A 24,045-nucleotide genomic window follows, 5' to 3' on the forward strand; every position below is an offset into this window, starting at 1 on the left:
CTTAAGTTATTTATAGCGCAAATTTTCACAATATAGTTTAAGTCAATCAATTATTACTAGTTAAGTCTTGCTTGAAATAAAAAAGAGACCGCTGCGCTGTGAGATGTGAGATGTGAGATAGAAAAAGTTTTAGGGAATTTCCAACTCAGAGCGAAGCGAAGAGTCTCCAATCCCCCCACAAGATCGGGTCATTGCGAAGCTGGCTGAGCAAACTATAAACTATTTAGATTTTTTTAGATATTTTTAAGTTTATTTAAGCGGTCGAAGCATGCTTCGACCCTACAGTTAGGGTTTTAATCGCCCTTTTTTTCACGATTGTTTGTAGGGGCGATGCATGCATCGCCCGCATAACATTAATTCTTTCTCCTTTCCCCTTTCCCCTTTATCCTTTTCCCTTTATCCTTTCTCCTCCTCATTTTCCTTTCCAATATCTCACATCTAATAGCGTAGCGGTCTCATATCCCACAATCTAAATCTTTGTCCGTTGTCTAATCGTCTCCAAAAAAAACGGGCAGACATACCGTTCGTTCTCGTCGGGGTTTCACCCCTTCCGTCGAACTCTCTCAGTACCGCCCCTACCTAACGTGCTACCTAATAAGCTCGTTAATATCACTTTAATTGCCACCCAGCGTAGGGGCAGCACTGAGCGCAGCGGAATGTCTGCCCGATTAAAAAAAGTATTAAGTATATTTAGTACAGAGTAGTTAAACCTATTGGCGGATTAGATTTTAAGAGTGTATTTACGGGTGATGCATGCATCGCCCTCAATAGAATATTCTTTCCACAGGCCCTCTTAAGCAATTCTGATTTTCAGACGAATGGTTTCTTTGGCAAGCCTCAGATGAAACTTGTAAATAGCGAAATTATTATCCCGCTCATAGGTCTAATTACTAACTACTTAATACTGGATACTGCCCGTAGGGCAAAGGGGTTTTATTCGACACTTCTTCGGATCTCCTTCGGAACTTGTTCGGATCTCCTTCGGATCTCGTTCGGTTAGAAGCGAACGAGATCCGAACAAGATCCCTATCAGATCCCTAGAAATTCCCTTAGAGTTTCGAAGCAAACTGTAGCTTGATACAAGCTTTAGGCAAGCAACAAACGGAGGAGGTCTAGTTGATGATTCATCTGTAGTAAAATAGTTAGCATGGAAACTATTTTTACCATATTTTGATTACAAGCTCTCGAATATTTCCTATTTTTAGGGATAACAACAAACGAACAGCAAATGGAGAACAATATTTTCTACGAAGGACAGGTTTTGTGGTCTCAAATTGATGCGAATGTACATTTACGACATTCTGCTTATGCCGATTTTTGCGCACAAGCCAGAAGTAATATGCTTAACCAATTGGGCTTATCCTTATCTGAGTTCAACAATAAAAAGATTGGTCCAATTTTATTTCGAGAGGAACTAAATTATCACCGGGAGATTGGTTTGGATGAGCGAATCAAGGTATCAGTTGAAATTAGCAAGTACAATCGCACGAACAATCGTTTTTCATTTCGACATGAGATTTTCAAGGAAAATGGGGTTCGAGCTGCTGTCGTTTTAGTGGATGGGGCATGGATGGATATTGCGGCAAGAAAACTGACCACCATCCCTGAGGAGTGGAAGGAAATTATTGAAAGAATTCCACGAACAGAAGATTATCAAGAGGTTTCCGAATAATAAACGAAAAGTACGGCATAGGAATAAAGAATTTCCAAGTATAACTTTAGGTTTAATACTTATCTTTGACCTATGCTGTATATCGTACCTACGCCCATCGGAAATTTAGAGGATATGACCTTTCGGGCCATACAAACATTGAAAGATGTGGATATAATCTTGGCTGAGGACACCAGAACCTCTGCTCCTATGCTCAAGCATTTTGGCATTGACAAGAAAGTTTTTGCTCACCATCAGCACAATGAACACAAGGCAGTATCGGAGATCATCCGTTTGATGAAGGAAGGGAATAAGATTGCTTTGATTTCAGATGCTGGTACTCCTGCTATTTCAGATCCAGGTTTTCTTCTCGTTCGCGAAAGTATTAAAGAGGGCTTGGAGGTTCAATGTCTTCCTGGTGCTACCGCCTTTGTGCCAGCGCTGGTGAATTCCGGATTACCAAACGATCGTTTCTGCTTTGAAGGATTTCTACCCGTGAAAAAAGGCAGACAGACTCGCCTTAAAGCGTTGGCGGATGAAAAACGAACCATGATATTTTATGAGTCACCGCATCGCATCTTAAAAACCATTGAGGAGCTAATGACCGTATTTGGTGAAGAAAGACAGGCTTCCATATCACGAGAAATCAGTAAATTGTACGAGGAAACGGTGCGAGGCACTTTAGCCGAGCTCAAGGCACATTTTGAATCACACCCGATAAAAGGGGAATTTGTATTCTGTGTGGCCGGATTAGGATAAAGTTGAAATTTTAATTTATTTTAGATCAAGTAAATAACGATAACATGGAAAATTATCAAATCGATAAATACGTTCAAGACGGACAAGATCCAAAAGTTGTGGAAAAGATCCATGGAAAGATCCTGGATATGCTAACTCCTGGTGAGTCCATCAATTATATTGCCCTTCAGAAAAAACCTGCTGTAACCTTGTTGCCCGATAGCATTACGGTGAGTAACAAGCGTATATTCTTGTGCGAATTCACCAAACTGGGTTTGGCTACTAACTTTGAAATTTTCTCTTGGCAGGACATCAAGGACATCGCCTTTAAAGAAGAAATCTTTGGTTCAAAAGTGACTGTCATTCCATTTACTGGAGAAAACCTGACGGTAGATTACATTCCTAAAACACAAGCGAGAAAGCTTTATCAATTGATTAAAGCAGCCTTGGACAATCTACAGAATCAAAAAACAGAGTCGAAAGAAAACAAGATTGTTATAGAGAACAAACCTGTTTATTCGCCACCTGCAGCTCCTGAACCTGTACGGGAAGAGCCAAAGGTGGAAGCACCAAAACCTGTTGAACCGGAGGTACAGAAAGAAGAAGCTAGACCTTTTTCCTCATTTTCACATTCTCCAGCATCAACAGCACCGTCATTTTCTTCAAACAATCCTGTTCAAGAAGATAAACTATCGGAAGAGGAAGATGAAATGACCGCTAAATTGAAAAAACTAAAGAGCTTGTATGATAAACAGTTGATCACACAAGCAGAATATGAAACTAAAAAAGCAGAAATCTTAAGCAAACTGTAATTCATGCGCAATAATTATCTGCTAGCACTCTTGAGTGCATTTATACTCTGGTTGGCTTGGCCACCCATACCCTACTCTTCGGTATTACTTTTCATTGGATTTGTTCCATTATTGGTTGCTATTGAACAAGTAATTCGCGGTGATTACAAGTACAAAGGCCGCAAGGTCTTTGGCTTAGCCTTTCTGACCTGTTTTGTTTGGAACACGGCAAGCATTTATTGGGTTTACAATGCCATGAATGCCTTTTTGGATGCTTTTCCGTCTTTAATGGTCGCTTTAGTACCTTATACCTTAGGTCCTGTATTGATGGCATGCGCTTTCCGTTTATACTATCAGATGCGTAAGCGAAATAATATTCTATTGAGCTTTATGGGCTTAATTTCATTTTGGATAGCATACGAATACCTGCACCAGAGTTGGGAATTAGCTTTTCCTTGGATGAACTTGGGTAATGGATTTGCGAATTTCCATCAAATTATCCAATGGTATAGCTTTACGGGTGTTTATGGCGGGACCTTATGGATTTTGTTAGGCAATATCCTTGCCTTTCTTTGGTTCTGGCAGCGCAAGGAAAAAATGGAAATCTATTCCAATAAACTAATCCTAGGTTTGTTTGCTGGGCTATTGATATTACCTGCTGCAGGTTCTTGGATTGCTTACAGCAATTATGAGGAACATGTCAATCCATCAGAAATCGTTACTGTACAGCCGAATATCGACCCATTCGGAAAATGGGGACCTATTACCCCGGATGAACAATTAAAGGTGTTGACTGACTTATCGCAGAAGGTAGCCAAATTGAATACAGAGTTCTTTATTTGGCCTGAAACAGCTATATCCGATGAACGTTATATCAATGAAGAGGAATTTCGGGAATACAGACAATACCAAACGGTATTGGACTTTTTGGAACCCTATCATAACGGGAATGTTCTGTCTGGGATAGAAAGTTATGTGTTTTACAACGATGACCGCACAGTTACTGCACGACCTTATGGCAATCTATTCATCGATCATTTTAATGCCGGCGTGTTAATTGATGGATCTTCAAAATTGCAGTTTTATCATAAGTCCAAACTGGTACCAGGTGCAGAGAAGATGCCATTTGGAAAAGCCTTATCCTTCTTAAAACCTTTGTTTAAACACTTTGGTGGAAGCACTGGTGGATATGGGAGTCAAGAAGAACCTTCGGTATTCTATTCAGCTAGTGGAATAGGTGCCGCTCCAGTCATCTGTTATGAATCGATTTGGGGAGATTATGTTACGGAATACATTAAAAAGGGCGCTCAGTTCATAGCTGTCATTACCAATGATGGTTGGTGGGGCGATACAGCGGGAAAAGATCAGCACTTGCTTTATGCCAAATTACGCGCAATAGAAAACCGCAGATGGGTTGTTCGCTCCGCGAATACGGGTATTTCTGCCTTTATCAATCAGCGAGGAGATATCGTTCAACGTTCAAGTTGGTGGGTACCAACAGCCCTATCACAAGAAATTAACCTTAATGAAGAGTTGACGTTTTATACCAAAAACGGCGATTTAATCGTATATTTAGCCTTATTAACCGGCTTACTATCAATTGGTTTGATTATCGTCAGAAACAATAAAATTACTAAAAACTCTTCTATCAATTAATTATATTTGTCGCCATGCAAGTTTATTTTGATAATGCCGCGACTACCGCTTTAGACCAAGAAGTCATTGAAGCGATGGTAAAAACCCTAAACGAAAACTTTGGGAACCCTTCTTCCATTCACGCTCACGGCCGTGAAAGTAAGACAATCGTTGAAAAGGCAAGAAGGACAGTTGCAAAATTATTAAATGCCTCGCCGTCGGAGATTTTCTTCACCTCCGGTGGAACTGAAGCTGATAATATGGCTATCGTTCGTGCCATTGAAGGCAACGGCATCAGCCACGCGATTACCTCACCTCTTGAGCACCATGCGGTATTGCATACCTTGGAAGAATTAGCACATGCCGGAAAGATTCATTTGGATCTATTACGTGTAGATTCAAAAGGAAATATCGACCTGAATCATTTGGAGGAACTCTTAGCTAAGAATCCGCGAACATTCGTTTCTATTATGCATGCGAATAATGAGTTGGGTAATTTAACCGACATTAAACGTGTGAGTCTACTTTGCGAACAGTATAATGCGATATTCCACTCGGATACCGTACAGACCATGGGACATTACCCACATGATCTTTCTGATTTGAAAATTGACTTCATCACAGGTGCAGCTCATAAATTCCATGGTCCGAAAGGAGTTGGATTTTTATACATCAATGGTCGTAACAAGATCAAACCGTTGATTTATGGTGGCGCACAGGAACGCAACATGCGCGGTGGTACAGAGAATGTATATGGAATAGTGGGATTGGCAAAAGCACTTGAATTAGCTTATGCCGAAATGGAAGAACACCGCAACTATATACAGTCGCTTAAAGATTATATGAAAGCGAAGTTGGAAGAAAACATTCCTAATGTTCGATTCAATGGTGAAACTGATGCGGATAAATCCTTATATACGGTATTAAACGTATCATTGCCTTGTACTAAAATGGGTGATATGCTGTTATTCAATTTGGATATCAAAGGAGTTTCAGCATCCGGTGGTTCAGCATGTAGCTCAGGATCGGATATTGGCTCACATGTACTTCGTGGTATTGGAGCAGACGGCACAAGACCTTCCGTACGTTTTTCATTCTGCAAATTCAACACGAAAGCTGAAGTAGACTTTGTAGTGGATATTCTTAAAGAAATCTGTACAAGTGAAGAAAAAGTAGAGGCTTAATTGCAGATCATACAGAATTAAAATTTTTATCATAGAAAGGGATGGCAACATCCCTTTTTTTTATTTACCGATTTTACGGCAGCATGTTACGTTTGATAAGTAAGAATATATCAAGGTATTAACTGAATATTAATGTCATAGTTAAAAAAGAAAGAACCCCATTAGATTTTAGATTTCCAACGGGGCTAAATGTTATTTAAGACGTTATACTTTTTGTATTATCCTCTTTTAAATTTGAAGTGGATATATGTTTTTCCATCATCATATTTTATATGCATTTCTTTGGAATTCAGTGTAACGATAGGCAGTTTCCTAGAATCCTCCAGTTTAGTTTCTTCATTATAAAACATAAGGCTTTTCTTGTCGTCGGTAAGTTTCCAGTTGTAAGATTCTACTTGATCTCGCCCATCAATAAAATTCCTTGGGCTACAATCAAATCGAAACCCATATAATTTTAAGTATCCTTTCCTACTAATACGCGCAGTTCCATCAGCGTTTAGTTTAAATTGGAAAATATCGATCTCCTGTTCATATTTACTAATATTATTTGTGCACGGAAGCTCTCGAGTTTCATAGGTAATTGTACCGATTTGGTTTATTTTTTTGAAATCTTTACCTGAGATTTCACCTGGAATATCCATATCGGTATAATATTCGTAGGCATTCCAAGTACCTACAATGTTCCCTTCTTCAACTAAGTCATCGTTGCTATCCTTACAAGCTGATATCGCACACAAAAAAAGGATCGGTAATAAATAGATTAATAATTTTGATTTCATATTATGTTTATTTAGCTAAACAAAAGTATTATACTTTTTAATGCATCAAAACATATAGCTAAATATATTTTACGAAATTTATATAAATCAATAAGAAATTTAACAGATTTAAAACTAAGTTTACATTGGGTAAAGATTAATTTAACAAAGAACTATTAATAGAAGCTACTGTAATAACAAAAAAAGACAGTTATTTTAGAATAACTGCCTTTGAAAAAACAACTTAATGACTTAATATATAAATTTATGGAATGCTATAATGCGATATTATTTTTTTCTTAATTTGAGTAAAGTATAACTATCTCCATCATCATATTGCAGATGCATTTCATTTGAAGTTAGTTTAACAATATCAAAAGTTCCTTCATCTTCATCTTCTTCATCATCAAAAATAGCTAATTGCGCATTTTTACCTATGATTTTCCATTTCATAGTTTCCGTATAATCGAGCGGTTCATTATAATTTTTGGCAAGACAATTCGCATCCCACCCTTCAAATTTATGGTACCCTTTCATAGTATGTTCCGCCTTTCCGCCAGACATTAGTTTAAACTGAAAAAGAGATATGAGGTGCTCATTTTTGGAGATTTTGGTAGTACAAGGATATACTCTGGTTTCAAAATTAATTTTACCAATCTGGTTGATCTTTTTAAAATCCTTTCCAGTTATTTCTGCTTCCCCAATTTCATTGTTATAAAACTCATAGGCTTCCCAAGTACCTACAACAGCTCTTTCTTCAACTTCTCCTTCGATAAGGTCTAATAAACCTTCCTGACAACTGACCACTGTGATCAATAATAATACAGGCATGCATAGAATTAATAGTTTGGCTTTCATTTTTTTATGTTTTTAATTAAACAAATTTACTACAGCCAAAACTTTCCCGAAATACCCCAAACACGGTATTTTTCAAAGAAAACAACATGAATTACGATGAAATTTTTAACAACAAAGGTTAAATACAGATAAATAAAACTGTTTATTTAATTTTTACTAGAACGTATTTTTCGGCAAGATCGCCTTTAATTTCCTTACCGGAGAGATCCAATTGTTGCAATTGGTCGTCGGAAATTTTAAAGTTATAGTCAATATGTTCCAGACTTAGGATATCATTATCCAATTCCCATTTACCCTTATGTTCAAAGACTTCCTCACTCTTACCAACATAAACATAGCGCATGTGGTAGTTTTTGTTATTATCTAAACTAAGCACGGTGGAAATGGTGGTACAATCAGCACAAGGGAGTTTGCCTTCATAGGTACCTACAACGCCCATACCCTTTAAAACATTTCCTTCAGAACCAATCAATTGGTTAACCTTTGTCTTGTTGTTGATACAACTAAAGACAAAAACCAAGAGTACGGCACTGAACAGATATAGGGTAAGCTTGCGCATAAAATGATAAACTACGTTTGCTTAGAATAGACAAAAAAGATACCATTATTTGCGAATTATGAAAATTTAACATTATTCATCTTCATCCAGTAGACCTTCCGCCATTAAGAGTGCATTTTTTAATTCTCCTAAGGCATGAAAATTTCGTTTTGCTTGTGCCACCTGGATTCCTTGTTCATAAATTCCAATAGCACGTTCTTTTTCCATTGCCTTCTCTAGAAATTTGCCAAAGTGATAATAAGTACCTACATAATCTGGATGTTCAGCTATTAGATTTTCAAAACCTACAAGAGCCTGCTCTTCATCACCCAACTTAACGTACTCCATGGTAAGGGCATACTTTAAAAAGGGATCCTGTGGACTTTCTGCTAAAAATTCTTTGAGTTGTTCTAATCTGGATTGCATGCTACAAAGATAAGGAAAAAGGAATGGGAGTCATGGAATTGACTTTCAATAAAAAAATACTATGCTAGCATACAAAATGACAAATTGATGACCTTTACGATTAAGCGGGGTTTTTAAACGAAAATTTAAAAAGACAAGTTGTTAAGGAGGAAAAATTAACACATCCATAAAAATACACGGATTCCACTGAATATTTTGTAATATATTCTAAGAAACAAAATGCTTAAAATGGCTTCAAAAAGGTTTTGAAATGCTTATAAATAAATGTAGGTTTGTGTAAAACGTAAGAATTATGAGAATATTAGTTTGTATCAGTAATGTCCCAGACACTACATCGAAAATAACCTTTACGAATGACAATACGGTATTCAACAGCAACGGCATTCAGTATATAATCAATCCATACGATGAGATTGCCTTAGCAAAGGCTGTAGAATTAGCAGAAGGTGGAAAAGGCACCGTTACGGTGATCAATGTTGGCGACAGCAGCACCGAGCCCACCATCCGTAAGGCATTAGCTATTGGAGCAGATGACGCCGTTCGTGTAAATGCAGCACCCCGTGATGCTTGGTTCGTAGCCAATCAAATCGCAAAATATGCTAAAGAACAAAATTTTGATTTAATACTAACCGGTAGAGAATCCATTGATTATAATGGAGCTCAAGTTGCCGCATTATTAGGTGAATTGTTAAACTTACCTTCAGTTTCTATTGCTAAAAAACTGGATGTACAAGGTACTGAAGCTACTATTGACCGTGAGATTGAAGGTGGTAAAGAAGTTCTTTCTGTTTCCTTACCGGTTGTTGTTGGAACAGCTGAGGGTGTGGCTGAACCGAAGATTCCAAATATGCGTGGAATTATGGGTGCTCGCTCTAAACCACTACAGGTAATTGAGCCTATCGAAGTGGCAAGTCTTTCGAACATCAGCAAATACGAATCTCCTGCTCCTCGTGGTGCTGTGAAATTAGTAGATGAAGTAGATCAACTCGTTCAGTTATTACATAACGAGGCAAAAGTAATTTAACCTTATAAACGCAAGAATTATCATGGCAATATTAGTATATATCGAAAATACAGATGGTACTTTAAAGAAATCGGCATTTGAGGCTGCTTCTTATGCGAAAGCAATAGCAGATCAACTGGGTGATACCGTTACAGCACTATCAATCGGCAATGTAAAAACGGCTGAATTGGAAAAATTAGGCAATTATGGGGTTAGTAAAGTTTTAAATGCGAATCAGGATAACCTGAAAAACTTCGTAAATAAAGCTTATGCATCTATCGTTGCAGCAGCTGCAAAAGAAGAGAATGCCAAGGTGGTTGTTTTATCCAATTCTTTTTCTGGAAAAGGATTAGCACCACGTATCGCAGCTAAATTAGACGCTGGTTTGGCTGATGGAGCCATTAGTTTACCAAACATTAATGGTGATCAAATGGAAATCAAGAAAACGGCATTTTCTAATAAAGCATTTGCAACCGAAGTTATTAGCTCGGCAAACAAAGTAATTGCAGTTAATCCAAATGCTTATGAAGTAAATGCGGTAGGTGGAACAGCACAAGTAATAGACTTCACGCCAACTATCGATGCAGGTGACTTCAGTGTGATGGTTAAGGATATCGTACGTGCTACAGATAAAGTTACCTTGCCAGAGGCAGAGATTGTTGTATCGGCAGGCCGTGGTCTTAAAGGTCCAGAGAACTGGGCAATGATTGAGGAATTAGCAGAGGTATTAGGCGCAGCAACAGCATGTTCTAAACCGGTATCAGACGCTGGTTGGAGACCACACTCTGAGCACGTAGGACAAACTGGAATCGTAGTTAGTCCAAACTTATATATCGCTATTGGAATTTCAGGGGCTATTCAGCATTTAGCTGGTGTAAGTTCATCGAAAACCATCGTGGTAATCAATAAAGATCCAGAAGCACCTTTCTTTAAAGTTGCGGACTATGGAATCGTTGGAGACGCCTTTGAAATCGTCCCTAAGTTGACCCAAGCGATCAAAAACTTGAAAAACAACTAAAACAAACTAAACAATGAACGAGTGGCCTGGCTTAAAAAATCGCTGGGTCACTTTTTTTTTGGCTTTAATATTAGCATCTTTGTAATTCCGTTAACGCGTTATTAATGAAGAAAATCAAGTTAGACATAGTTGGACTTTCCTACAGTCAGACGCAATCTGGCGCTTATGCTTTAGTATTGGGGGAAGTTGGCGGAAATAGGCGGTTGCCAGTCATTATCGGTGGCTTTGAGGCACAATCTATAGCTGTAGAGATCGAGAAAATGACGCCTAGCAGGCCATTGACACATGATTTGTTTAAGACCTTTGCGGAAACCTTTAAGATTAAATTGGAAGAGGTATTGATCTATAACCTGATTGATGGCATCTTCTTCGCCAAGTTAATCTGCACAGATGGAACCACCAAGACGGAGATCGATGCGCGAACATCGGATGCAGTTGCACTAGCCGTTCGTTTTGAATGTCCAATATTCACTTATGATTTCATTATGAATACTGCTGGAATCGTCATTGAAGGCAATGATTTCGCTTTTTTAGAGAACATCGAAAATGTAGGCAACTACAAACAAGAGGAACCTGTAAAAGCAGAGAAAGAAAGTGAACCGACACCTCCTGAGCCCATCAAGAACAAACCTTCGCCTTATGCTTCCCTAACCTTGGAGCAATTAGAAAACACCCTAGAAAAAGCCATTGAAAATGAACAGTATGAAACTGCGGCTAAAATCAGGGATGAAATAGAAAAACGAAAATCATAATTTTCCTGTTTACCTAACATTATCTACTGATATGTCTATCAAACATAGGTTAATTATCATGAACTTCCTGCAATTCTTTGTTTGGGGCGCATGGTTAATTACAATTGCCAATTACTGGTTTGGCACAAAAAATTGGGATGGAACTGAATTTGGCGCTATCTTCTCTACTATGGGGATTGCCTCACTGTTCATGCCAACCATTATGGGGATTATTGCTGACCGCTGGGTTAATGCCGAAAAGCTCTACATTGGATTGCATTTCCTATATGCCATCTGTCTAATAGCTTTAGCACATGTACCTGATCCAAACAGCTTTTTCACAGTTATGCTCTTAGCCATGTGTTGCTATATGCCAACCTTAGCACTATCCAATTCCATTGCTTATACCGCATTAAATCAAGCAAATTACGATCTAATCAAGGCCTTCCCTCCTATCAGGGTATGGGGTACTATTGGCTTTATTGCTGCCATGTGGTTAACTAACCTAACAGGCAGTAAAGCAACGGAGGGTCAATTTTACATTGCAGCCGGAGGTTCTATCCTCCTAGGTATATATTCCATTTTCAATTTACCTAAATGTCCACCACAGCATAATATCAAAGAAAATTCTTCTTTATCGCAAATGCTGGGATTAGAAGCTTTCAAGTTGTTTGGAAATTATAAAATGGCATTATTCTTCATATTCTCCATGTTTTTGGGCGCAGCCTTGCAACTAACGAATGCTTATGGAGATGTGTTCCTCGATGAGTTCAAGTACTTTCCAAAATATGTGGATTCCTTCGTAATCGAGTATTCGACCATTATCATGTCGATTTCGCAGATATCTGAAACGGTATTTATCCTTGCCATTCCATTCTTCTTGAAAAGATTTGGAATCAAACAGGTGATGTTGATCGCGATGGTTGCCTGGGTATTGCGATTTGGTTTATTTGCCTACGGTAATCCTACTTCAGGCTTATGGATGATCATTCTTTCCTGTATTGTTTACGGGATGGCTTTTGACTTCTTTAATATTTCCGGATCGTTATTCGTGGAGACGAATACCAACAATAAGATTCGTTCTTCTGCACAAGGACTGTTCATGATGATGACGAATGGATTTGGAGCGATTCTAGGCTCTCGAGTATCGGGTTGGGCTATTGATAAGTATTACACCAAAACTTTTAACGACAGCAGCTCTTTGGCGTCTTTTCTGGAAACTACACCGGACAACCCTAATCTGTTGAAAGTAATTCAAGAAAAAGGAATACAAGTAACTGACGGTATATTTAATCAGGCCTTGCAGTTTAAAGACTGGCACAACATCTGGATAGCTTTTGCTATCTATACGTTGATTATTGCTATCCTTTTTGCTATTCTGTTTAGACATAAACATGTGAAAGAGGGGTCTTAGAAGTGAGACCGCTTAGCTGTTAGATGTGAGATATGAGATCGCTTCGCTGTTAGATGTGAGACGACAGACATTAAGGCTGAGTATATTATAATAAGATTTAAAAGGTTGTAAATAATATTTACAGCCTTTTTTTGATTTTAAGTGCGGAGGATTGTTTGATTAATTTATATTTCTTGGGAAAGGATTAAGTCTAAAAATCAGACTTATGATGTATTTGAAATCCAAGATACTCAATTCTTACAGGTCATATACATGGATAAATAGATTTAGAGGCAATCTTCTATTCTATTCATTGGAGTTGCTATCAGATTTTTCGATGCTTTTATAGATGACCTTTTTATTTCAATCAGCTCAATAATCTTTTGTATCTGGACATTAAAACGGAGGGTCAAACAATGGCTTACATATTATATTACCAGATTGAATTCCATTTAGAGGACTTTACTTTGGGGCGGTCAAGCAAAAGACAATAGACTAAAAATAGGAGAAAAAGGTATAAAACAAAACCGCCTCCATAAATGGAGACGGCTTATATTATTATTTTTTACCCTAATTTTATTATTAGAACTTGTAACCTGTCCAAGAGAAAGCTGAAGTTGTTGCACCTGTATTGCTAGCACCCGGGGTTAATGGGATGTTAAGCGGGTTAACAATTTTCACTTTATCTAAACCGTTTGCAGGATTGATTGTGTAAGCGATAGTTGTTTTAGTATTGGCACTCTCGTTTACATTGATTTCAGTTGTTGTATTTCCTGCATCATCTTTTTTGTATGCTCCTAAATCAATTAATGCATGAGCAGTAGCACCAGGCCCTAATTTAACATATGCATTGGTGATTGTTGCAGTTGCTAATCTTCTGATTTTGAAAACTTCAGTCATCATTTTTGCAGTAGCAACTCCTTTATCATCAACGATATCTAAAGCGTTGTTTACAATTGTGATTCCGTTGATTTTGAAGTTAGATTGGTTAATGTGAGTTGGTCCTTTACCATCATAGTTACCATCAGCTTCAATACCACGAGGATCAGATGTTATATCAGAATATCCCTTTTCACGAACTCCATAAAGGTTGGTTAAAGTTCCAGAATATCCTTCAGTCATGTCGAACATATCATCAGAACAGTTCTCTACTAATAAGTTTGATGCATCAACAGTACCACCGAAGAATTCAATAGCATCATCACCAGCATATCTAAAGTGAATTTGGTTTAATTTTGTACCTCTACCAACTCCATTTAATGTTAAACCGTTATGTTCTTTTTTTTCATCAATACGAGCACCAGTGTATTCAATCTTTACATATTCAATGATACCTGAATTATCGTTAGCATCAGCACCACCATATTTTACATTGGTATCCATCTCTGCATTGTTTGTTGCAACAACTCCAGCAGGACCTGAAATAGGCGCTTTACCATTTAAGATAATTCCACCCCAGTCTCCTTCTTTAGGAGTAGCTGATGCAGATGTGAAAATGATAGGTTTCTCAGCTGTTCCTTGAGCAATTAATTTAGCACCTGGAAGAACCGCAATAAAGATTCCTGTACCACCATTCTTTGCTTTGATCTTTGTTCCAGCAGGGATCTCTAAGGTAACACCTGCTTTAACTGTTAATTTTCCTACTAAATTGTATTCAAAATTAGGATCTAACTTCATGTTGGCAGTGATTTCACCAGACAAATCCTTATCACCCTTTACTGGGTTTGGGTTTGGATTTTCATCTGTACATGATGTAAAAGCTAAGGCACTAGCCGCTAAAATTGAAAATAGTTTTGTTTTCATAATCTTCTTAATTTCTGACACAAAGTAACCGTAACCAGTTAACCTATGTGTTACCACTATATTAAATTATTATTAAAATTTATAAGAAATCCCCAATGTGTAATCGATTCCACGTTTGTATTGCTCCACCATGATCAAAGAATTGTTAATTGGGATCTTGCGTGATAATTGACGGTCCGGATTTAAGATGTTTTCGATCTTAAGGTTTACTCCTATTTTTTTGTTTACTAATGCTTGAGTAATAAAATCTAGGCGAGGAACTCCCTTTTCCATAATATTCTGGTAATCATTTATTCCATAAGAATAAATCCTATCAGAGAAATAATTAAACACTACCGATGGAGTTAACTCCACATTCTTAGTAAATAATTTATAGGTTACATCTGCATTTACTAATAGTGGAGAAGCACCTTCTAATTGGTCTTTCGCTTTTACAAATTTCTTTCCTTCAAGACTTAATTCTTGAGAAGAATGTAAGTAAGAAACATTAGCACCAGCAGATAGTACATTCTCGCCATAAGATCCTTCAGATTTCCATAAATCCTTTTTCACTTCAACCTCTGCTCCATAGACCATAGCTGCTTTACCAATATTAAAGTAAGACAATGTCGTACCAGCACCACCAGCCTCAATACGCGCAATTGGATCTTGAATGTTTTTGTAGAACACCCCAACAGAGATTAACTCTCCTAAGGTTGGATACATCTCCCATTTCAAGTCCACATTATAGCTTTGAGATGGCTTAAGTAATGGGTTACCTTGGGTAAAGTTGTTATTACCTCTATAACGTACTGGAGCCAATTCGATAAATTGAGGAACAGTATAAGTTTTGGAACCTGCTAAACGCAGAAACATATTGTCAGCCAATGTGTATTTTAAGTTTAGACTAGGTAGGAAGAAGTTCTTAGAAATCTTATTATAGCTTGCAGAAGCAAAGTCGGTTAGATTTGTTTCATAGCTAACAGATTGAAAATAGTTATCTAAACGGAATCCAGCAACCGCAGTTAAGTCAGAAGTAAATTGGTAAGTCAGTGAAGCTAGTCCACTATTCACACGACGCTTACCAGTGTAGTAATATGGCAATAAAGCATCTGATCCTGTTCCACGACTAGTTTCTACTTGATAATATTTACCCGTACCGTTTGCACCTAAAATAGATTCTACATCATCTAAACTAATGGATGGCATGGAAACACTCAATAATTTATGGTTGACCTCCCACCATTTAAACGTACGTTCAGCTACATTTCCAGAATATCCAAAACTGATGTTACGCTCTAAATCTCCACCATTCTTTAAATCATAATTCAAGATAGCTTTACCTACAATACCGGTCTCGTTCATTTTACCGAAATATCTTTCGTTTTCACCAGAACTAGAGCGTGGGTAAACTAAATCACCATTATTACGTTCAATAATTCTATTGATTCGACGATCAGGCTCATTCCCTAATACGTAATTAAATCCAGCAGCTAAATCAGCAGACCATTTAGAGTTAATTGCCAATTTAGAACTTAATTGATTAACAAAAACATGGTTGTCATTTACTTGCTGACGTCTCGTGTGAACCCTATCTCCTGTAAAGTCTGAAATTCCCATATCCATTCCTTGGAATTCATATAAATTCTGTTTTTGGTCATGGATATAAAGGGAATTGAAATTCACATTATTATTTGCCCAGGTATACTTTAAATTTAACATACCAGTTTGAGAAACATGGTAACCGTTATCAATAAAGTTTTGATCTAAAATCAAACCACCGGCTGTATTCGGCTCTTGGATTTTACCTTCCGAGAAACGGTATTTAGAATCCATACTTGCAGTAAAGAATATACTTAATGGATTAGATCCAATCATGATTCTTCTGCTTCCTAATAATTTAAAATCTGTATTAAATAGATTTTTCTGTGCATTTGGATTCCAGCTATTGGTGAAATTATAATCTGTAAGACTTGTCATTTTTGGTTGAGCACCAAAAGGTACTGTTCCAATCCAGTTCGTTCCATCAATACGTTTGAAATTATCCTTCCCAATTGTTTGTGAGTTGACTCCTGAACCAATACCAATCTGAAAACTGTTTCCTGTTGCTTCTTTGGAATAGATATCAACGTTTGCACCAGTTACATCACCTGCAATTTGTGCATTGAAAGTTTTGTTCACATTGATGGATTGGATAATATCAGAACTAAAGAAATCCAAGGAAATATTTTTGAACAAAGGATCTTCTGAAGGTAATGGAAGTCCATTTAAAGAAGTTGAGTTATAACGGTCACCTAATCCACGCACAAATACGTTCTTTGCACCATCTTGTTTAGAAACACCAGCCATTTTAGTTAAAGCTGCTTGTGCGTCAGAAACACCTTTACGTGATAATTCCTGTGCACCGATGGTCTCCAACATCAAGTTCGATTTCTTACGTTCTTCCAGAATAGCTAATTCAGAAGCTTTTTCACGGCGACGAGTCACTACTACCTCTTCAATTACCGCGTCAGCATTCTTTAGAGCAAAGGATACAAACTCTGTATCGTTCTTAGCCAATGAAACTGTCAATTCTTGTCCATCATAGCCCATCAACGTTGCTCTTAATAGGTATTCTGCTGACTTGTCATTTGGTAATGCAAGGAAGAATTCTCCCTTTTCATTGGTTGTTGTTGCCAATTTCGAGTTAGCAACACTAATCGTAACACCTGCTAATGGTTCAAAGGACTGAACATCTACAACAGTACCTTTTACACCGTAAGGTGCTTGTTGCGCATGCAGTACCATAACACTACATAAAAGCAACATAAACGAGATCATTTTCTTAATACAATTCATACTATGTTAATATTATGTTGCAAAAGTATAATCTCGTTGTTACGTTAATATTAACAGTCAATTATGTTAATATTAGCTACTTATTAAGGAATTGTTAAGTCCCTTATAGACCAAAATGTTACGCTGGGTATTGGGATAAGCGCCTAAATAATGCTATTTTGCAACAAAGTTTAATTATGAGCGAAATCGTCCTACAAACAACGGATTTGTCCTTTTCCTACCCGAATTCAACTCGGTTAACTTTTCAGGACATAAAAATCCAGCAACAACAGCATACTTTAATATTAGGTGAATCAGGTTCAGGAAAGTCGACACTTCTCCACTTAATCGGAGGATTTTCTCTACCAGCTACCGGATCTGTAACAATTCAAGGTCAAAATATCTACGACTTGAGAGAAAGTAAGCTAGATCAATTCCGTGCACATCACTTAGGCTTTATTTTTCAAGAGGCACACTTGCTTAAAAACCTTTCGGTGATTGATAACATTAAATTGGCACAGTCATTAGCAGGCTTCTCTACGGATACTCAAGCCATTCAAGAACTTTTAGAAAAACTTCAGTTGGCTAACTTAGGCAACCGTAAGCCAAATGAATTGAGCCGAGGTCAGGTTCAACGTGTGGCAATTGCTCGAGCTCTCATCAATAAACCCGCCATTCTATTGGCAGATGAGCCTACTGCATCCTTAGATGATAAAAACACCTTTCTTGTGATTGAATTGCTTAAATCTCTAGCAAATGAGCAAGGAAGTACACTTCTAATCTCGACACACGACAAAAGATTGAAAGACGAATTCAGCAATAACTATTTATTAAGCGCGCAATAAGATGAATACACTACAATTAGTTTGGAAGAATATTACGCAACAATTGGGATCTACCCTATTGAGCATCATCTTAACAGCTTTTGGGGTGGCCATTCTTGTTAGTATCTATATTACGAGTGACACCTTTGAAAAGCAATTAGACAATAATAGCAAACAGGTAGATTTGGTGGTTGGTGCTAAAGGTTCGCCTTTGCAATTGATCTTATCTGCCCTGTACCATATTGATAATCCTACAGGAAATATCCTACTTTCGGAAGCTGAGAAGCTTCAAGACAACCCGATGATCGATATGGCTGTGCCTATTTCATTGGGGGATAACTTTAAAGGACACCGCATAATAGGTACAGATACCAGTTTTATGACGCTTTATGAGTTAGGCTTGGCATCTGGCAAGATGTGGACCAAAAGCTATGAGGTAGTTATAGGAAGTGAAACTGCTAGAAAGCGTCAGCTTAAATTAGGAGATCAAATTCATTCAGCACATGGATTAGCAGAAAATGCGCATGTTCATGATGAACATCCTTTTACTGTTGTGGGTATTTTAAAACCTTCAGGTACCGTAGTGGATAACTTATTGCTGTGTAATCTGGAATCGGTATGGGATGTACATGGTATCCATCACGATGATCACGATCATGAGCATGACCATGACCATGAAGGTCATGACCACGACCATGCGCATTCCAATGAAAGTAAGGCTACTGAAACAGCTGCTGCACATAATCATGATGACCATGAAGGTCATGACCATGACCACGACCATGCAACAGAAAATACAGCTGCAACAGTTGACAGCACACATGATCATGAAGGACATGACCACGAGCATGACCACGAGCATGAACATGTAACTACAACTACTGCAAGTCCTGCTCAAGAAGATAGCTTAGTTACTGAGCGACCAAGACCAAATGTCTTTGTCAAGAGCATAGCAGATGATATCATCAAAGAACATGGTTTAGAAATTACAGCTTTATTAGTAAAATATCGCACACCAGCAGCTATTGGTGTTATTCCAAAAATGATCAATCAATCGACTAGCATGCAAGCGGCATCTCCTGCACTGGAAACAGCAAGATTGTTCTCTTTGTTAGGAGTTGGGATTGATTCCTTGGAAATCCTAGCATATGTGATTATGATTATTGCTGGTTTAAGTGTTTTTATCAGCTTATACAATGCCTTGAAAGATCGCAAATATGACCTTGCCATCATGCGCACCATGGGTGCCAGCAAGATTAAACTATTCAGTATGCTGATTGTCGAAGGATTGGTAATAACCAGTATTGGAGGATTGATCGGATTGGCATTGGGACATTTGGGTCTTTACTTTATCAGTACTCAAACTGGTCAAAGTGCAGATATCATCCAAGCATTTAAAATATATAGTAAAGAATGGTTAATTTTGTTGATAGCCTGTTTGATCGGCGTAGTTGCATCAGTAATCCCAGCAATCAAGGCATACAACACAACCATTTCAACAATTTTAGGAAATAAGTAATATGAAAAAGATAGTATTTGCGGTTTGTTTAATGTTTTTAGGTGTTTCCTTTGCAAAGGCACAGATCGGTAATTATAATGAAGCTCAAGTTCCCGATCATACGCCAATGATGAACAAAACTTGGGAAGCAATCGACAAAATGATGTATAAGGTATCTACTCAAGGGAACAAGAAAGTTTATACGCCAAGTTATCCACCTGCTTTGAAAAAATTAGAAAATACGGTCGTTGATCTTCCTGGATATATGGTTCCTTTGGTGAGTGGTAGAAATCACAGCACCTTTATGCTGTCGGTATTACCTATTGCGCAATGTCAATTTTGTGGTACCAATGGAATTCCTCCAATGGTAGAAATCTTCATGAAGAAAGGAACAGTTAAGTTTACGGATGAACCCATCAAGATAAAAGGTAAAATGGTATTCAACCCAGAGCCTTTAAAAGGGAATGCGGAAATTCAAATTGTGGATGCCGTAATTATTAACTAACGATTTAAGAGAGCTATCTCAGCACAAGCATATAAAGCAGCCGTTTCTGTTCGCAATCTAGCTTCTCCTAAAGAGACTGGAATAAAGCCTGCAGAAAGGGCTGTTTCTATTTCTCGACTAGAGAAATCGCCTTCTGGGCCTATCAAGATTAAGTAGTTAGCACCTTGTGGGAATTCCTTATTCAGGTACTTCTTAGCTTGATCTTCCTCGCAGTGTGCTATGGCTTTTAAAAGACCCTCTTCATTAGCCAGCTTTTGTAAGAATACATCCAAGCTCACAGCTTCGTTTATTTGAGGCATATAGGCTTTCAGGGACTGTTTCATTGCAGAGATGACCACTTTGTTCAGTCGATCTATTTTTACTTCTTTACGCTCAGAATGCTCACTAATTATGGGAGTTATTTCTTGAATACCAATTTCAGTTGCCTTTTCCAAGAACCATTCGATACGATCGATATTCTTAGTGGGTGCAACAGCAATATGCAAATGGTAAGTCGGTTTTTGAAAATCAGCCGTACAGGAAATGATAGTTAACTGCGTACGCTTAGGATGGGCGTCACTAATCTCCGCCTCATACCATCCACCTCTGCCATCTATTAATTGAACTTTATCCCCAACATTCATTCGTAATACTCGAACAGCATGCTTGCTCTCCTCTTCAGAAAGTTGATAATGTTTTTGTTCCGCTTGAATGTCTGGTGTAAAAAATAAATGCACGATCGATTAGATTAATCCTCGTCTTCGTCATTTGCTGTCTCGACAAGGTCTAGTTTAACAAATTCTATGTTCTGCTGAGTCTTTTTGATAATGGTAAAGCGATAACCTAATTCTTCGGTGCTATCTCCAACATCGGGGATCTTCTCAAATAAATGACTAACTAAACCAGCTATGGTATCATAATCTGAGCTTTCAGGAAGTTCCAATGGCAAATAGCCATTCGCATCATGAACACTTGCTCCAGCATCAACCATAAACTCCGTTTCAGAAATTTGCTCTACTACTGGTGTTTCCTCATCATACTCATCCTGGATCTCTCCTACCAACTCTTCAACAATATCTTCCAAAGTCACCATACCAGCCGTTCCACCAAACTCATCCAATACAAATGCAATCTGAATGCGCTTCAACTGAAACTCGGTCATCAAGTCATTGATCTTTTTCGTTTCAGGAATGAAATAGGGCTTACGCATAATATCACGTAAAACCACATCTTTCCCTTTAACAATCAATGGCAAAATATCCTTTGTATGCACAACACCGATAATCTGGTCTATATTATCATCATAGATTGGAATACGGGAATAGCCTTCTTCCGTCACGGTATTGATAAAGTCTTCAGCAGAATCATGTTGTTCAACAGCAACAATCTTTGTTCTGGGAACCATGATGTTCTTTACGATACGCTCATTAAAATCAAATACATTCTTAATAAGCTCATGCTCCGCATTATTCAAAGCACCACTTTCTTTTCCCTTTTCCAAAAGATATTGAAGCTCTTCGGAGGAGTGGCTAGCCTCATGCGCCGTTACATGAATACCTATTAAGCGCAATAAGAAATTCGCAAATCCATTTAAACACCAGATAATAGGTCTAAAAACGAAATAAAAGAATTGCAAAGGAAGAGCAACCTTCATGGTTGTTGCCACTGGTTTTTGAATAGCAATTGACTTCGGTGCTAACTCTCCGAATACAATATGTAAGAAGGTGATGATACTGAAGGCTAGGACATGTCCTAGGTTAGTAGCCAATTTACCAGTAAGTTCAACGTTAAAGAATCCGAAAATTTGATGAACGATTTGAGTCATTACAGCTTCACCCACCCAACCTAAGGCAAGGGAAGCAAGGGTTATTCCCAACTGCGTTGCAGCAAGGTATCCATCCAAATGTTCAGTAATATTTTTAGCCATCTGAGCTACCTTAGAGCCAGATTTAGCTTGTAATTCTATCTGAGAAGCACGGACTTTGACAATAGCAAATTCGGCAGCAACGAAGAATCCGTTAGCCAATACTAGAAATATTGTCCAAAATATATCAATTGCCATGATTTAGGTTTTTAACACCAAACTCTTTCTTATATAGTTCCAAGCTCTCTAATATAATAGTTTGAGCGGTATCACGCCCACTAATTTTTTCAATTTTAACAGATTTACCATCCAAACCTTTATAGTTTTGAAAGAAATGAACAATCTCTTTCATGAAATGTTCGGGTAAATCTTTCAGATCTTGATAATGATTTACTTCACTATCGTTTTTGGCCACAGCGATGATCTTATCATCCTGTTCACCGTTGTCAGTCATACGCATAACTCCGATTACTTGCGCATCTACCAGGCTCGCTGGTTGCAATTTCTCGGAACAGATTACTAAAATATCTAATGGATCTTTATCACCACAATAGGATTGTGGAATGAAGCCATAATTGGTTGGGTATACCATACTGGTTTTCAAAACACGATCCAGTTTTAATATGCCCGTTTCTTTATCAATCTCATATTTCGTTTTGCTGTCTTTTGCAATTTCAATCACAGCTGTCACGAAACGAGGAACATCCTTGCCAGGGGAAACCCTGTGCCAAGGATGTTGCTGTGCATATGAAATCCCCACGCTACTGGACCATATGAGGCATATTGCCCATAATAGGTTAAGATTCATCTAATGCTTATTTGTTTCTAATCTCGTTGTCGTAGAGCTCTACGCTATCCATGATAACTTTTTGCGCATAAGAACGACCATAAAGATTTTCAATAGTCACATTCTTACCTTCTAACAATTTGTAATCTTGGAAGAAACGAACGATTTCCTTCATCGTGTGTGGAGGAAGTTCAGAAAGATCGTTAATATGGTTAACAGACATATCGTTCTTAGCAACAGCGATGATTTTATCATCCTGCTCACCATTATCAATCATGTGCATTACACCAATAACTTTAGCTTCGATAATACTCATAGGATACACATCCACAGAGCATAAAACTAAAATATCCAACGGGTCTTTATCATCACAGTATGTTTGTGGGATAAATCCGTAGTTTGCCGGATACATGACAGAGGAGAAAAGGACACGGTCCAATTTAATTAAACCACTGTCTTTGTCGATTTCGTATTTCGCTTTTGAACCTTTTGGAATTTCAATAATGGCATTTACGGAATTTGGCAAGTCCTCACCAGGCGACACTTGATGCCAAGGATGTTGTGTACTCATTAAGATCTACTGTTTGTTTATTTCGTCTTTTGTTTTTCTATTCTTCAGCCATTTTTTCAATAGTGCAATTGCGATTGGCAAGAAAGCGATTGCGATCAACCCTACGATAATATATTCAACATAGTTGATAATATTAGGGAATCTTATGCCCAAGTAGTAACCTGTCAAGGTCAATAAGCTTACCCATAAAAGTGCCCCAAGCACATTATAGATAACGAATTTCCTAAAATTCAGCTGTACTACTCCAGCAAATATCGGGGCAAATGTACGAATTATAGGTACAAAACGTCCAATAATTAACGCGGTTCCACCATATTTCTGAAAAAACTCCTCCGCCATAATCACATATTTGCGCTTGAAGAGGAAGCTATCCTTTCGTTTAAAGAGCATGGGTCCCGTTCGATGACCGAACCAATAGCCAGCGAAATTACCGAGGATCCCCGACCCCAGGATCCCAAAATATAAGGTTACAATGTCAACGTCGATTTTATGTAAGGCACAAAATAGGCCCGCTAGGAATAGCAAATAATCACCAGGTAGGAAGAACCCAAAAAAAAGTCCCGTCTCTGCAAATACTATAAGACATACGATGTAGAATCCACCGTGACTTAATAAATACTCAGCATCTAGCAATTGTTGAAAAGACAACAAATATTCTTGCATACGTTCTAATATATTCTTTATTTAATGACAA

The 24,045-nt window shown here is 37.9% G+C and carries 23 protein-coding genes; 12 read left to right on the forward strand and 11 right to left on the reverse strand.

What is annotated here, in order from left to right; genetic code table 11:
* Positions 1-1,228 precede the first annotated feature (1,228 nt).
* The 5 genes from ABD676_RS17545 to ABD676_RS17565 all read left to right on the forward strand — a co-directional run bounded on the left by ABD676_RS17545 (position 1,229) and on the right by ABD676_RS17565 (position 5,999).
* Positions 1,229-1,672 carry an acyl-CoA thioesterase gene (locus ABD676_RS17545; RefSeq protein WP_344675974.1) on the forward strand — a complete coding sequence of 148 codons (444 nt, stop codon included), beginning with the start codon at positions 1,229-1,231 and terminating at the stop codon, positions 1,670-1,672.
* A 72-nt stretch (positions 1,673-1,744) separates the two neighbouring features.
* Positions 1,745-2,410, forward strand: coding sequence for a 16S rRNA (cytidine(1402)-2'-O)-methyltransferase (rsmI, locus tag ABD676_RS17550; protein WP_344675975.1), 666 nt, complete (start codon positions 1,745-1,747; stop codon positions 2,408-2,410).
* Between the two features lie 44 nt (positions 2,411-2,454).
* Positions 2,455-3,201 (forward strand): PH domain-containing protein, encoded by a 747-nt coding sequence (locus tag ABD676_RS17555; RefSeq protein ID WP_344675976.1) that lies wholly within the window; start codon positions 2,455-2,457, stop codon positions 3,199-3,201.
* A gap of 3 nt (positions 3,202-3,204) precedes the next feature.
* Positions 3,205-4,836 (forward strand): apolipoprotein N-acyltransferase, encoded by a 1,632-nt coding sequence (gene lnt, locus ABD676_RS17560; RefSeq protein WP_344675977.1) that lies wholly within the window; start codon positions 3,205-3,207, stop codon positions 4,834-4,836.
* A 14-nt stretch (positions 4,837-4,850) separates the two neighbouring features.
* A complete protein-coding gene (locus ABD676_RS17565) occupies positions 4,851-5,999 on the forward strand; it encodes a cysteine desulfurase family protein (RefSeq protein ID WP_344675978.1) in 1,149 nt (382 codons plus the stop codon).
* A 218-nt stretch (positions 6,000-6,217) separates the two neighbouring features.
* On the opposite strand, the gene ABD676_RS17570 is transcribed toward ABD676_RS17565, so the two are convergent.
* The 4 genes from ABD676_RS17570 to ABD676_RS17585 all read right to left on the reverse strand — a co-directional run bounded on the left by ABD676_RS17570 (position 6,218) and on the right by ABD676_RS17585 (position 8,579).
* A complete protein-coding gene (locus tag ABD676_RS17570; protein ID WP_344675979.1) occupies positions 6,218-6,778 on the reverse strand; it encodes a hypothetical protein in 561 nt (186 codons plus the stop codon).
* Between the two features lie 267 nt (positions 6,779-7,045).
* Complete coding sequence (locus tag ABD676_RS17575; protein WP_344675980.1) at positions 7,046-7,615, reverse strand: hypothetical protein; 570 nt, start codon at positions 7,613-7,615, stop codon at positions 7,046-7,048.
* A gap of 142 nt (positions 7,616-7,757) precedes the next feature.
* Positions 7,758-8,174: a copper resistance protein NlpE gene (locus ABD676_RS17580; RefSeq protein WP_344675981.1), complete on the reverse strand. Its 417-nt coding sequence runs from the start codon at positions 8,172-8,174 to the stop codon at positions 7,758-7,760.
* A gap of 72 nt (positions 8,175-8,246) precedes the next feature.
* On the reverse strand, positions 8,247-8,579 hold the full coding sequence (locus ABD676_RS17585) for a tetratricopeptide repeat protein (protein WP_344675982.1): 333 nt from the start codon (positions 8,577-8,579) through the stop codon (positions 8,247-8,249).
* A 292-nt stretch (positions 8,580-8,871) separates the two neighbouring features.
* On the opposite strand from ABD676_RS17585, the gene ABD676_RS17590 reads away from it, so the two are divergent.
* The 4 genes from ABD676_RS17590 (at position 8,872) to ABD676_RS17605 (ending at position 12,745) form a co-directional block, all read left to right on the forward strand.
* Positions 8,872-9,603 (forward strand): electron transfer flavoprotein subunit beta/FixA family protein, encoded by a 732-nt coding sequence (locus ABD676_RS17590; protein ID WP_344675983.1) that lies wholly within the window; start codon positions 8,872-8,874, stop codon positions 9,601-9,603.
* Positions 9,604-9,625: 22 nt separating this feature from the next.
* Positions 9,626-10,600, forward strand: coding sequence for an electron transfer flavoprotein subunit alpha/FixB family protein (locus ABD676_RS17595; RefSeq protein WP_344675984.1), 975 nt, complete (start codon positions 9,626-9,628; stop codon positions 10,598-10,600).
* Positions 10,601-10,704: 104 nt separating this feature from the next.
* Positions 10,705-11,352: a bifunctional nuclease family protein gene (locus ABD676_RS17600; RefSeq protein WP_344675985.1), complete on the forward strand. Its 648-nt coding sequence runs from the start codon at positions 10,705-10,707 to the stop codon at positions 11,350-11,352.
* Between the two features lie 31 nt (positions 11,353-11,383).
* Entirely contained in the window at positions 11,384-12,745 is a 1,362-nt protein-coding gene (locus ABD676_RS17605; protein WP_344675986.1) for a nucleoside permease, read from the forward strand.
* A gap of 561 nt (positions 12,746-13,306) precedes the next feature.
* Here the strand turns inward: ABD676_RS17605 and ABD676_RS17610 are convergent.
* A complete protein-coding gene (locus ABD676_RS17610) occupies positions 13,307-14,527 on the reverse strand; it encodes a hypothetical protein (RefSeq protein WP_344675987.1) in 1,221 nt (406 codons plus the stop codon).
* A 72-nt stretch (positions 14,528-14,599) separates the two neighbouring features.
* Positions 14,600-17,314 (reverse strand): TonB-dependent receptor, encoded by a 2,715-nt coding sequence (locus tag ABD676_RS17615; protein WP_344675988.1) that lies wholly within the window; start codon positions 17,312-17,314, stop codon positions 14,600-14,602.
* 206 nt (positions 17,315-17,520) lie between these two features.
* Here ABD676_RS17615 and ABD676_RS17620 point away from each other — a divergent pair, with 206 nt between their 5' ends.
* Genes ABD676_RS17620 through ABD676_RS17630 form a run of 3 tightly spaced genes read left to right on the forward strand, consistent with a single transcriptional unit; the run spans position 17,521 to position 20,150 of the window.
* Positions 17,521-18,168, forward strand: a complete 648-nt coding sequence (locus tag ABD676_RS17620; protein ID WP_344675989.1) for an ABC transporter ATP-binding protein — start codon at positions 17,521-17,523, stop codon at positions 18,166-18,168.
* A gap of 1 nt (position 18,169) precedes the next feature.
* Positions 18,170-19,666, forward strand: coding sequence for an ABC transporter permease (locus ABD676_RS17625; RefSeq protein WP_344675990.1), 1,497 nt, complete (start codon positions 18,170-18,172; stop codon positions 19,664-19,666).
* Between the two features lies 1 nt (position 19,667).
* On the forward strand, positions 19,668-20,150 hold the full coding sequence (locus ABD676_RS17630) for a hypothetical protein (RefSeq protein WP_344675991.1): 483 nt from the start codon (positions 19,668-19,670) through the stop codon (positions 20,148-20,150).
* Here ABD676_RS17630 and ABD676_RS17635 read toward each other — a convergent pair.
* The 5 genes from ABD676_RS17635 to ABD676_RS17655 form a co-directional block, all read right to left on the reverse strand.
* Positions 20,147-20,866: a 16S rRNA (uracil(1498)-N(3))-methyltransferase gene (locus ABD676_RS17635; RefSeq protein ID WP_344675992.1), complete on the reverse strand. Its 720-nt coding sequence runs from the start codon at positions 20,864-20,866 to the stop codon at positions 20,147-20,149. The genes ABD676_RS17630 and ABD676_RS17635 overlap by 4 nt on opposite strands.
* Before the next feature lie 11 nt (positions 20,867-20,877).
* Positions 20,878-22,191: a hemolysin family protein gene (locus tag ABD676_RS17640; RefSeq protein ID WP_344675993.1), complete on the reverse strand. Its 1,314-nt coding sequence runs from the start codon at positions 22,189-22,191 to the stop codon at positions 20,878-20,880.
* Positions 22,181-22,747 carry an inorganic diphosphatase gene (locus tag ABD676_RS17645; RefSeq protein ID WP_344676034.1) on the reverse strand — a complete coding sequence of 189 codons (567 nt, stop codon included), beginning with the start codon at positions 22,745-22,747 and terminating at the stop codon, positions 22,181-22,183. Before ABD676_RS17645 ends, ABD676_RS17640 begins: the two co-directional genes overlap by 11 nt.
* A 61-nt stretch (positions 22,748-22,808) precedes the next feature.
* The gene (locus ABD676_RS17650) at positions 22,809-23,351 is read right to left on the reverse strand and encodes an inorganic diphosphatase (protein ID WP_344675994.1); all 543 of its coding nucleotides are present in this window, start codon (positions 23,349-23,351) and stop codon (positions 22,809-22,811) included.
* Between the two features lie 6 nt (positions 23,352-23,357).
* The gene (locus ABD676_RS17655; RefSeq protein ID WP_344675995.1) at positions 23,358-24,014 is read right to left on the reverse strand and encodes a DedA family protein; all 657 of its coding nucleotides are present in this window, start codon (positions 24,012-24,014) and stop codon (positions 23,358-23,360) included.
* Positions 24,015-24,045 lie beyond the last annotated feature (31 nt).

This window comes from Sphingobacterium kyonggiense, from assembly GCF_039536825.1.
GTDB lineage: Bacteria > Bacteroidota > Bacteroidia > Sphingobacteriales > Sphingobacteriaceae > Sphingobacterium > Sphingobacterium kyonggiense.

What these genes read in the sequence shown, in the direction of transcription:
- ABD676_RS17590 (WP_344675983.1), top strand. Translation starts at nt 8,872, where the DNA reads ATGAGAATATTAGTTTGTATCAGTAATGTCCCAGACACTACATCGAAA.
- lnt (WP_344675977.1), top strand. Translation starts at nt 3,205, where the DNA reads ATGCGCAATAATTATCTGCTAGCACTCTTGAGTGCATTTATACTCTGG.
- rsmI (WP_344675975.1), top strand. Translation starts at nt 1,745, where the DNA reads ATGCTGTATATCGTACCTACGCCCATCGGAAATTTAGAGGATATGACC.
- ABD676_RS17585 (WP_344675982.1), bottom strand. Translation starts at nt 8,579, where the DNA reads ATGCAATCCAGATTAGAACAACTCAAAGAATTTTTAGCAGAAAGTCCA.
- ABD676_RS17605 (WP_344675986.1), top strand. Translation starts at nt 11,384, where the DNA reads ATGTCTATCAAACATAGGTTAATTATCATGAACTTCCTGCAATTCTTT.
- ABD676_RS17630 (WP_344675991.1), top strand. Translation starts at nt 19,668, where the DNA reads ATGAAAAAGATAGTATTTGCGGTTTGTTTAATGTTTTTAGGTGTTTCC.
- ABD676_RS17570 (WP_344675979.1), bottom strand. Translation starts at nt 6,778, where the DNA reads ATGAAATCAAAATTATTAATCTATTTATTACCGATCCTTTTTTTGTGT.
- ABD676_RS17625 (WP_344675990.1), top strand. Translation starts at nt 18,170, where the DNA reads ATGAATACACTACAATTAGTTTGGAAGAATATTACGCAACAATTGGGA.
- ABD676_RS17555 (WP_344675976.1), top strand. Translation starts at nt 2,455, where the DNA reads ATGGAAAATTATCAAATCGATAAATACGTTCAAGACGGACAAGATCCA.
- ABD676_RS17615 (WP_344675988.1), bottom strand. Translation starts at nt 17,314, where the DNA reads ATGTTGCTTTTATGTAGTGTTATGGTACTGCATGCGCAACAAGCACCT.
- ABD676_RS17595 (WP_344675984.1), top strand. Translation starts at nt 9,626, where the DNA reads ATGGCAATATTAGTATATATCGAAAATACAGATGGTACTTTAAAGAAA.
- ABD676_RS17565 (WP_344675978.1), top strand. Translation starts at nt 4,851, where the DNA reads ATGCAAGTTTATTTTGATAATGCCGCGACTACCGCTTTAGACCAAGAA.
- ABD676_RS17620 (WP_344675989.1), top strand. Translation starts at nt 17,521, where the DNA reads ATGAGCGAAATCGTCCTACAAACAACGGATTTGTCCTTTTCCTACCCG.
- ABD676_RS17655 (WP_344675995.1), bottom strand. Translation starts at nt 24,014, where the DNA reads ATGCAAGAATATTTGTTGTCTTTTCAACAATTGCTAGATGCTGAGTAT.
- ABD676_RS17610 (WP_344675987.1), bottom strand. Translation starts at nt 14,527, where the DNA reads ATGAAAACAAAACTATTTTCAATTTTAGCGGCTAGTGCCTTAGCTTTT.
- ABD676_RS17575 (WP_344675980.1), bottom strand. Translation starts at nt 7,615, where the DNA reads ATGAAAGCCAAACTATTAATTCTATGCATGCCTGTATTATTATTGATC.
- ABD676_RS17545 (WP_344675974.1), top strand. Translation starts at nt 1,229, where the DNA reads ATGGAGAACAATATTTTCTACGAAGGACAGGTTTTGTGGTCTCAAATT.
- ABD676_RS17580 (WP_344675981.1), bottom strand. Translation starts at nt 8,174, where the DNA reads ATGCGCAAGCTTACCCTATATCTGTTCAGTGCCGTACTCTTGGTTTTT.
- ABD676_RS17650 (WP_344675994.1), bottom strand. Translation starts at nt 23,351, where the DNA reads ATGAGTACACAACATCCTTGGCATCAAGTGTCGCCTGGTGAGGACTTG.
- ABD676_RS17600 (WP_344675985.1), top strand. Translation starts at nt 10,705, where the DNA reads ATGAAGAAAATCAAGTTAGACATAGTTGGACTTTCCTACAGTCAGACG.
- ABD676_RS17640 (WP_344675993.1), bottom strand. Translation starts at nt 22,191, where the DNA reads ATGGCAATTGATATATTTTGGACAATATTTCTAGTATTGGCTAACGGA.